10 protein-coding genes are annotated in these 9,445 nt (G+C 64.8%); 2 read left to right on the top strand and 8 right to left on the bottom strand.

Going from position 1 to position 9,445, the window contains the following annotated elements; all coding sequences use genetic code 11:
* Positions 1-274, bottom strand: a 274-nt coding sequence (locus Q0D45_RS10410; RefSeq protein WP_293392269.1) for a hypothetical protein, incomplete at its 3' end; no start/stop codon positions are given.
* Positions 274-1,047 carry a hypothetical protein gene (locus Q0D45_RS10405; RefSeq protein WP_293392266.1) on the bottom strand — a complete coding sequence of 258 codons (774 nt, stop codon included), beginning with the start codon at positions 1,045-1,047 and terminating at the stop codon, positions 274-276. The genes Q0D45_RS10405 and Q0D45_RS10410, both read right to left, overlap by 1 nt.
* Before the next feature lie 510 nt (positions 1,048-1,557).
* On the opposite strand from Q0D45_RS10405, the gene Q0D45_RS10400 reads away from it, so the two are divergent.
* Entirely contained in the window at positions 1,558-2,001 is a 444-nt protein-coding gene (locus Q0D45_RS10400) for a hypothetical protein (RefSeq protein ID WP_293392263.1), read from the top strand.
* A gap of 7 nt (positions 2,002-2,008) precedes the next feature.
* On the opposite strand, the gene Q0D45_RS10395 is transcribed toward Q0D45_RS10400, so the two are convergent.
* The 5 genes from Q0D45_RS10395 to Q0D45_RS10375 form a co-directional block, all read right to left on the bottom strand.
* The gene (locus Q0D45_RS10395; RefSeq protein ID WP_293392260.1) at positions 2,009-3,292 is read right to left on the bottom strand and encodes an EAL domain-containing protein; all 1,284 of its coding nucleotides are present in this window, start codon (positions 3,290-3,292) and stop codon (positions 2,009-2,011) included.
* 74 nt (positions 3,293-3,366) lie between these two features.
* The gene (gene ychF, locus Q0D45_RS10390) at positions 3,367-4,458 is read right to left on the bottom strand and encodes a redox-regulated ATPase YchF (RefSeq protein ID WP_293392258.1); all 1,092 of its coding nucleotides are present in this window, start codon (positions 4,456-4,458) and stop codon (positions 3,367-3,369) included.
* Between the two features lie 26 nt (positions 4,459-4,484).
* Positions 4,485-5,102, bottom strand: a complete 618-nt coding sequence (gene pth, locus Q0D45_RS10385; RefSeq protein ID WP_293392255.1) for an aminoacyl-tRNA hydrolase — start codon at positions 5,100-5,102, stop codon at positions 4,485-4,487.
* Between the two features lie 96 nt (positions 5,103-5,198).
* Positions 5,199-5,915, bottom strand: coding sequence for a 50S ribosomal protein L25/general stress protein Ctc (locus Q0D45_RS10380; protein ID WP_293392252.1), 717 nt, complete (start codon positions 5,913-5,915; stop codon positions 5,199-5,201).
* Between the two features lie 141 nt (positions 5,916-6,056).
* Positions 6,057-7,076 carry an NADP-dependent oxidoreductase gene (locus tag Q0D45_RS10375; RefSeq protein WP_293392249.1) on the bottom strand — a complete coding sequence of 340 codons (1,020 nt, stop codon included), beginning with the start codon at positions 7,074-7,076 and terminating at the stop codon, positions 6,057-6,059.
* 131 nt (positions 7,077-7,207) lie between these two features.
* On the opposite strand from Q0D45_RS10375, the gene Q0D45_RS10370 reads away from it, so the two are divergent.
* Positions 7,208-8,647, top strand: a complete 1,440-nt coding sequence (locus tag Q0D45_RS10370; RefSeq protein WP_293392246.1) for a M20/M25/M40 family metallo-hydrolase — start codon at positions 7,208-7,210, stop codon at positions 8,645-8,647.
* Between the two features lie 18 nt (positions 8,648-8,665).
* Here Q0D45_RS10370 and Q0D45_RS10365 read toward each other — a convergent pair whose 3' ends face one another.
* On the bottom strand, positions 8,666-9,442 hold the full coding sequence (locus Q0D45_RS10365) for an HAD family hydrolase (RefSeq protein ID WP_293392244.1): 777 nt from the start codon (positions 9,440-9,442) through the stop codon (positions 8,666-8,668).
* Positions 9,443-9,445 lie beyond the last annotated feature (3 nt).

Here is a 9,445-nt window from a genome sequence, read left to right as displayed (position 1 = left end):
TACTGATGGCCCACCAGAACAGCGTGAGGCTCGCGGCGCAGATCAGCATCGCGATGCTGCCGGTGATGCTGGAAAAGACGCCGAACAACGGAATCCCAATCAGGCTGATGAGCCCGAGCGCGGTGCCAAGCAGCTTGATGGTGTCGATGCCGCTGTTGCTGCCGCTGGGTTCGGTGAAGAAGCGGTACATGCCCCAGTTGAAGCTGAGCAGGCAGGCGGCGAAGGTGGTCAGCACACTGACCGTCCAGACATTGAAATCGAACAGGTCGGCCATCACGCGCTTCTCCGCTGGGCGTCGCGGTTGCGGCTCATCAGCGCCAGTACCGAGGCGCGCGACAGGGCGGTGCCGATCTGGGCCGGGGTACGGGCGATGAAGATCAGGCGGTCTTCGCGGGTTTCATCGATGCCGAGTTGGGCGAACAGCCCGAACTGCTTGCGTTCGACGACCCGGGCAATGCGTTGGCGCTCGGCGGCGGAGTAGCGCGTGGCGGTGGCGATGCCGCGCAGGGCGAAGGGGTGTTCGCCATCAGCGGCGGCCGGTGCGCCGAGGCGTTGGCGCAGCCAGTGCGCGTAGCGGACGCCGTCGCGGCTATAGCTGCCGTCGCGACGCGGTTCGACGTTGGCGAGGTAGCGCGATACGCCGAGATAGATCGTCGGCGAGGCGGTGGTCGACCACAGCAGCGCCCGGCGGCCGAGCGCGCGTTCCCAGACTTGCGTGTCGACGATGCAGCGCTCGAACAGCGCCATCGTCGCGCCGCTGTTCTTGAGGTCCTCGCGACAGGCACTCCAGCCGACGTGGACCAGTGCCAGGCCCAAGGGCAGGCCATGGACGGCGCTCAAGTCTTCGCGGCCGCTCATGAAGAAGCCGGCGAGCTGTCCTTGGCCGTCGCGGCCGACGTAAAGGTGGGTGCAGGCGGCGACTTCGCGGGCCAGGATCGCGCTGGCGTCGTCGTAGCTCGGCGCGGCGAGCAGGGCCAGTTCGGTGCGCAGCCAGGCGTTGCGGCGCAGCTCCTCGCCGCTGATCACGTCGATGACGAGCTGGCTCATGGCCGATCTCGGCCGGTGTTGCCGGCATCGTCAGTCGTCGGGATCGGCTGCGCTGGGGCGTCGTTCGATCCCGGTTCAGGCTCGGGTTTCCGCGGCTCGGTCGTTGCCGGCTCGCTTCCGGGTGGCGGCGGCGACGGCCACCACTGGACACCGCTATTGGTCGGCGACGGCAGCCAGTTTTCGAAACGGATGGCGGAAGCGCCCATGACCACGCCCTGCTGGAAGGTGTGGGGCAAGGCTCGGTGCAGGACCGGCCGGCAGTCCTAACGCAGTTCCATCGGATTGCTAATGAATTCACATCGCGGCTGCGAGCGCCCGCACTCAGGGCGTTTCGTCGTGCTGAACGGCGCTATGCGCCTGGTTTTCAGCGTCGGCCTCGGGCCGATTTCCTGGCTCGTATAGGGCGGACCTTCATATCTTTCGGGCCAGCGGCTCGGCGATGATTCCGCTCGCCACCCAGCCGGTTCGTCGCGAACCGGCACGGCAGCACTGATGACGAGGAGAACTGCTATGGCCGATGGACGCTTCGATGACCGACAGATCCAGTGGAGCCGCATCGACGGCATCGCGCATCTTGAATACACCGTGCTGAGCATCGATCCGCCGCGCCAGACGGCCGACGTGTTGTTCCGCTTCGCTGCCAACGAGCAGATTGTCCTGCACCGGCACCTGGCCTTGAATCACACCTTCGTCGTGCAGGGCGAACATCGCCTGTACGAGCCCGACGGCCGACTCAAGGAAGTGCGGCCGACCGGCAGCTACACGATCAGCCCGGCTAATCCGCAACCGCACCGCGAAGGCGGCGGCGCCGAGGACGTGATCGTGCTGTTCAGCATTCGCGGCAGCGATGGTCTGCTCTACGAACTGCTCGACGATGCCCAGAACATTATCGGCACGCTGACGATGCAGGATCTGATCGCGCTGCACGCTGCGAAGAACGGCGGCTTGCGATAGCGGCGCCTCACTCCTGCGCGGCGACCAGCTCGAGAAATTTCTCCGGCGTCACCGTCGGATAGAACAGCCAGCCCTGGGCGTAGTCGACGCCGATCTCGCGCAGCGCGGCGAGCTTGCGCGGATCGTCGACGAACTCGGCGACGGTGCGCTTGCCGGTGGCGTGGGCGACTTGGTGGATGGCGCGGACGATTTCCTGGGAGGCGCCGCTCTGCGCCACTTCCTTGATGAAGCAGCCGTCGATCTTGACCTCATCGACCGGCAGCCGCTGCAGATAGCCGAACGAGCACAGGCCGGAGCCGAAGTCATCGAGGCTGAAGCTGCAGCCGGCAGCGCGGAAGGTGCGGATCACGTCGGCGGCGATGTCGAGATTTTCGATCGCCGCGGTTTCGGTGATTTCGAAGCAAAGCTTGCCCGGTGGCAGGGCGGCGTTCTTCACGTCGCGCAGCAGTTCGTCCATGAAGCGGCCATCGACGATCGAACGCGCCGACAGGTTGATTGACACGCTCTGCAGACGGCCGAGCGCGCCGCGGTTGTCGGCCAGCCAGTCGAGGATGAACTGGGTCGAGAAGCGATCGAGTTCGTTGATCAGGCCGAAGTATTCGAGCGTCTCGATGGTGCCGGCCGGCACCGGCATGTAGACGCCTTTCTTCTCCATGCGCAGCAGGAACTCGGCCTTGCGCAGGCGCGGCTCACCGCGGCGGATGTCCATGATCGGCTGTGGATGCAGCGACAGCCGGCCCGCGGCCATCAGCTTGCGGAACTGGGTGACGTCACCGGCATTGACCGGCGGCTTGCGCAGCGCCGTGCCGCTGGCGTTGTGAAGGCTGACCTGATTCAGACCGAGCTGCTTGCTCTGCTCGCAGGCTTCGCCGGCCTCGCTCAGCGCTTCGATCCAGTTGATGCCCGGGCGCACGACCCTGACGCCGATCGACACCGAGACCGGGCTTTCGCCGAGCGGCGCAAGGAAGCGCAGCGCAGTCAGGCGATCACGCAGATCGATGGCGTCGTCGATCGCCATCTGCGGGTGGTCGATGATCCTTGCGGCGACGAATTCATTGCTCCATAGCCGGCCGGCGATGCCGTGCTTGCCGATCCATTCATGCAGCAGTTGTTCGACCTGGGCGATCACCGCATCGCCCTCGGCAGCACCGGCGATGCGGTTCACCGAGCGCAGATGGCGGATGTCGATCACGAACAGTGCTGCGCAGGGTTCGCAGGACCAGGCGCGCAGGCGCTCGATCAGCGTGTCGTGGCTGGACGGGGTCATGGCGAAGCGCGGAAGGAGGCTCATCCACCGCTATCGGCACCAGCCGGCATTTCCTGCAACCGCCCGGCGGTCATCGACCACCGGGCTTCGGTCTGGCCTCAGACGTTGAAGCGGAAGTGCATGACATCACCTTCCTTGACGATGTACTCCTTGCCTTCCAGGCGCCAGCGGCCGGCTTCCTTGGCGCCGGGTTCGCCCTTGTACTGGACGTAATCGTCATAGGCGATGACTTCGGCGCGAATGAAGCCGCGCTCGAAATCGGTGTGGATGACGCCGGCCGCCTGCGGGCCGGTGGCGCCGACCTTGACCGTCCAGGCGCGCACTTCCTGGACGCCGGCGGTGAAGTAGGTCTGCAATCCCAGCAACGCATAGGCGCTGCGGATCACCCGGTTCAGGCCCGGTTCCTCGAGGCCGAGGGATTCGAGGAAGTCCTTCTTGTCAGCGTCATCGAGCTGGGCGATTTCGGCTTCGATCTGGGCGCAGACCACGACCACGGTGGCGCCTTCCTTCGCTGCCAGCGCCTTGACCCGATCGACGAATTCGTTCCCGGCTAGGCCGGCTTCATCGACGTTGGCGATGTACAGGCCCGGCTTGGCGGTGATCAGCTGCAGTTCCTTGACGATCAGCTTCTCGTCAGCATCCAGCGTCATGCCGCGCACCGCTTCGGCATTGTTCAGGTGCGCCTGCACGCGCGTCAGACAGGCGCTACGGGCGATCGCTTCGGCGTTGCCGGACTTGGCCAGCTTGTTCGAACGATCGAGCGCCTTGGTGACCCGCTCGAGATCGGCGAGGGCGAGTTCGGTGCCGATCACTTCGATATCGCGGATCGGATCGACGCTGTCCATCACGTGGATGACGTCGTCGTTGACGAAGCAGCGCACCACGTGGGCGATCGCGTCGGTGTCGCGAATGTGCGACAGGAAGGCGTTGCCCTTGCCCTTGCCTTCGGCCGCACCTTCGACCAGGCCGGCGATGTCGACGAACTCGACGGTGGCCGGCAGGACCTTCACGGGCTTGACGATCTTGGCCAGCGCTTCGAGGCGTGGATCGGGCACGCCGACCACGCCGACGTTCGGATCGATCGTGCAGAACGGATAGTTCTCGGCGGCGATCTGCGCCTTGGTCAGCGCGTTGAACAAGGTCGACTTGCCGACGTTCGGGAGACCGACGATGCCGCATTGAATGCCCATGGTTTCGAATCCTGTGTGCGGCGTGATTACAACTTGGAAGGGGGCTTGGAAAGGGGCGCGGCTTGCGGCGCGCTGTGCAGCTTCTGCATGGCTTTTTCCAGCGTCTGGTCGAGCCAGACCGGTATCGCATTCATCGCGTCGATCAGGCCGTCGCGGATCAGTTTGTCATCGGCGCTGTTCGGCCTGCCGAGCACATAGCCGAGCACCTGATCCTTGGTGCCTGGATGACCGATGCCGATGCGCAGGCGCAGGTAATCTTCGCCCAGATGCTGATGCACGCTTCTTAAACCGTTATGACCGCCGTGACCACCGGCGCGCTTGAGCTTCAGGGTGCCGACAGGCAGGTCAAGTTCATCGTGGGCGACCAGGATATCGCCGGGCGCGATCTTGTAGAACGCCGCCAGCGGCTGGATCGCTTCGCCGCTCTTGTTCATGAAGGTCATCGGCTTGAGCAACAGCACCTCATCGTTGCCGATGCGGATGCGCGCCACTTCGCCCTTGAACTTCGCTTCGCTGCGAAAGCTGCCGCGATACGCCGAAGCCAGCGCATCGACGAACCAGAAACCGGTGTTGTGTCGCGTGCGCTCGTATTCCGCACCCGGATTGCCGAGTCCGACGATGGCACGCAGGCGGTTATCCGACATCGCTCACGCTTCCGATCTCGCATCATGAAAAACCCGTCCGTTCGGCTGGCGAACGGACGGGTCGGTTGCTGCCGGGACGGGGACCGTCCCGAAGCCTTACTTCTTCTTCGCGGGGGCAGCCTTGGTGGCAGCGGCCGGTGCGGCCGGAGCCTTGGCGGCAGCCTTGGCCTTGCCGACAGCGGCCGGCGTTGCGGCGGCAGCCTTGGCGGCGTCTTCAGCGACTTCTTCTGCGGTCGGCAGGCGCGGCAGATGCACGGCGGCGACCGAAACGTCGTTGCCATGCTTCAGTTCGACGAACTGCACACCTTCACCGAGCGCCAGCTGCGACAGATGCACGGCTTCGTTGAGGTTCAGTTCCGACAGGTCGACTTCGATGAATTCCGGCAGGTCCTTCGGCAGGCACTCGACTTCAACCTGGATCTGCTGGTGCTCGACGACACCGCCACCAACCTTGACGCCAGGAGCGACATCGCCGCCCTTGAAGTGCAGCGGGATGTGCATGCGCAGCAGCACATTGGCGAGCACGCGCTGGAGATCCATGTGCATCACGTCGTTGCGCACCGGGTGGCGGTGCAGATCCTTGAGCACGGCCTTTTCGGCCTTGCCGGCGATTTCGACGTTCAGGATCGCCGAGTAGAAGGCCTCGTGCTTCAGGCTCTTCATCAGCTCGTTGGCGCTGACCTGGATGGCCTGCGGATTCTCGGTGCCACCGTAAATGATGGCGGGTACCTTGCCCTCGCGACGCAGGCGGCGGCTCGCACCCTTCCCGTGCATCGTGCGGACTTCGGCACTGATGGCAAATGACTGTTTCATGTGAATCTCCGGGTATTACAACAAAAGCCGCGTCCGCGACCAGACGCAGCGAGCCGCGCACTATACAGAGGCCGGACGCGGCCTGCCAGATGAGTGGGCGGACCGGCAGAAGTGGGTCCTTCCGGACTTGTCCGGCGCCGGTCAGACCACTTCGATGATCAATTTCCCGAAGTTCTCGCCGCGGAACAGCTTCAGCAGCGTGTCCGGAAACTGCTCGATGCCCGGCACGATGTCCTCGCGCGACAGGTAGCGGCCTTCGCGCATCCAGCCGGCGATCGCGGTGATCGCTTCCGGATAGCGGTCCGCCCAGTCGAAGACGACGATGCCTTCCATCCGCGCCCGGTTGACCAGCAGCGACAGGTAGTTCTTCGGTCCGGCGATCGGTGTGGTGTTGTTGTACTGCGAGATCGCACCGCAGACGATGATGCGGGCATGCATGCGCAGACGCGCCATCACCGCATCGAGGATGTCGCCGCCGACATTGTCGAAATAGATGTCGATACCCTCCGGACAGTGCTTGGCCAGGCCGGGGAAGATCGGCCCGCGCTTGTAGTCGATGCAGGCGTCGAAGCCGAGTTCGTTGACGACGAAATCGCACTTCGCATCACCGCCGGCGATACCGACGACCTTGCAGCCCATGATCTTGGCGACCTGGCCGACCACCTGGCCAACCGCGCCGGCCGCCGCCGACACGACCACGGTTTCGCCGGCTTTCGGCTGGCCGACATCGAGCAGGCCGAAGTAGCCGGTCATGCCCGGCATGCCGAGTGCGTTCAGCCAGGTCGGCAGCGGTGCGGCAGCCGGATCGACCTTGTTCAGCCCGCGGCCATCGGAGATCGCATAAGCCTGCACGCCCTGGATGCCGGTGACCCAGTCGCCGACGGCGAATCCGGCGTGCTTCGAGGCGACCACTACACCGAGCGTGCCGGCGCGCATCACTTCGCCGATCGCCACCGGCTTGATGTAGCTCCTGCCTTCGTTCATCCAGCCGCGCATCGCCGGATCGAGCGAGATGTAGCGGACCTTGATCAACAGTTCGCCGTCCTGCGGCGCAGGCACGGCAGCTGTTTCGTACAGCCAGTCGCTGGCTTTCGGCAGACCGAACGGGCGGGCGGCCAGTCGGTAGAGACGGTTGACGAGATCGGGCATGACGGAGGACATCGGGCACCTCGGAAGATGGCAAAGACGTTGGCTGGATTGTCCATGATCCGGCGCGAACCTTGCTCGTCTGATTCATGGGTCACGCTGTTGACGGCCGTAGACTCCGGCCACCCTTCTATAAAGAGATGCTCATGCCCGTGCCCCGGTGGATCGCGGCCGCTGCCGTATTGCTGATGTCCCTTGCTGCGGTGGCTGCCGACGAAGAGCCGTCGGCGACGCAGGGGCGCATCGCGGTGCTGGCCGATCTGCGCGATGCCGCGCTGCGCAGTGATTACGCGATGGATCAACTGACTGTGCTCAGCGACACCATCGGCCCGCGCCTCAGCGGATCGAAACAGGCTGCGGCCGCCGTTACCGTGGTTGCCGATGCGATGCGGGCGCTGGGCGCCAAGGTGAGTCTGGAGCCCGTCAAGGTGCCGCATTGGGTGCGTGGCGAGGAGCGCGCCGAATTGGTCGATTATCCGGGCCGACTGGAAGGCATCAGCCAGCGCATCGTGCTGGCCGCGCTCGGCGGTTCGACGGCGACACCGGGCAAGGGCTTGAAGCGCGAGGTGCTGGTGATCCACAGCCTCGCCGAATTGAGCCTGAACGAAGCCCGGGTGCGCGACCGCATCGTGTTGATCAGCGTGCCGTTCGACCAGAGCCTGGCCGACAACGATCAGGCCGGTGCCGCTTATGTGCAGGGCTTGGTGCCTCGTCTCCGGGGCCCGGCCGCGGCAGCGAAACTGGGCGCGGCAGCGGTGCTGGTGCGTGCGATCGGCGGTGCTCATTATCGTCAGGTGCATGCCGGCGACACACGCTGGGAAGAAGGCGGACGGCGGATTCCGGCGGCGGCGGTGACTGTCGAGGATGCGCTGCTGATCGAGCGTCTGGCCGCGAAAGGTCCGGTGACGATGCAGCTGCTGTTGACGCCGAAAACTCTGCCGGACGCCGACAGCCACAACGTGATCGCCGACTGGCCGGGCCGCGAGCGGCCGGACGAAGTGGTCGTCGTCTCCGGCCATCTCGATTCCTGGGATCTCGGCACCGGCGCGATCGACGACGGTGCCGGCGTCGTTGTCGCGATGGCGACTCTCAAACTGATGAAGGATCTCGGCCTGCAGCCGCGAAGGACGATCCGCTTTGTCGCGTTCATGAACGAGGAAAACGGCCTGCGCGGTTCGGCGGCTTATTTCGCTGCCCGCAAGGACCAGCTTGCCAAGCAGATCGCGGTGATCGAAAGCGATAGTGGGGCGGGGCGGCCGCTCGGCCTCGATGCCAGAGTCACGCCGGCATCGATGGCGCGTCTGGAGCCGCTCCGGCAGGTGCTGGGTTCGATTGGCGCGCCGGTGATCGATCGCAGCGATCGTTCGGTGGCTGCCGATATTTCACCCTTGCAGGACGCTGGCGTGCCCGGCTTCCAGCCGAAACTCGATACCCGCCATTACTTCGACTATCACCACAGCGCTGCCGACACGCTCGACAAGGTGGAGCCGGAGAATCTGCGCCGCAACTTGGCGGTGACGGCGGCGCTGGCCTGGTGGTTGGCCGACATGCCGGAGCCGTTGGAGCGTTTGCCGGTTGCTCCTTAATGGAGTCCTGAGCAGATCCTAATGTGTGCTGCGAGCGTGCCAGTGCCGCAGCGCTTGCATATCGACTTGAGTGGCCGAGCCGGCATCGCCGGCAATGCAGTGGAAAGCAGTCGTCGATGTGCCGAGATCGGACAGCACGATGGCAGCATCGCCAAAATCCTGATCCTCGGTGTAGGGGTTGACGGTAATGATGGTCGTCAGCCCTGCGCCCCGCGCGGCGCGCAATCCATTTTCGGAATCCTCGAGCGCCAGGCAGGCTGACGCTGGCAAGCGCAGCTGTTCAAGTACCCATTGATAGATGTCCGGAGCCGGCTTCTTGGCAGGCACGACATCGCCGGCGCCGATCACTTCAAACCACGCGCTGCTGCCCGGCGCCAGTGAATGCTCGAGCAGGATCGCGACGTTTTCCGGCGTGGTGGTGGTGGCGATCGCCAAGCGCAGACCCGCAGCGCGAGCTTCGGCAATCAGCCGCCCAACACCGGGCCGCAGCGGCAGGGCACCGCCCGCGACCAGTTCCAGATAAAGCGCGGTTTTCGCCTTGTGCAGCCGGGCGATACGCTCATTAATACCCGCCTCATCCAGCAGGGCCGGATGACTTTGTGACAGGTAATAACGGATGCGTTCCTTGCCGCCGGTGACTGCAAGCAGTTCACCGTAGCGCGCCACATCCCAATGCCAGTCCAGCCCCGCTGCCTCGAACGCTCCATTGAAAGCAATCCGATGCCCGTCTTGTTCGGTGTCGGCCAGTGTGCCGTCGACATCAAAGATAAGGGCCTGCAGCGGGACTGGAGTCATCGC

Source organism: Nevskia sp., from assembly GCF_023266035.1.
Taxonomy (GTDB): domain Bacteria; phylum Pseudomonadota; class Gammaproteobacteria; order Nevskiales; family Nevskiaceae; genus Nevskia.
The sequence above is the reverse complement of the archived record's forward strand: the minus strand, read 5'-3'. Positions and strand labels throughout refer to the sequence as shown.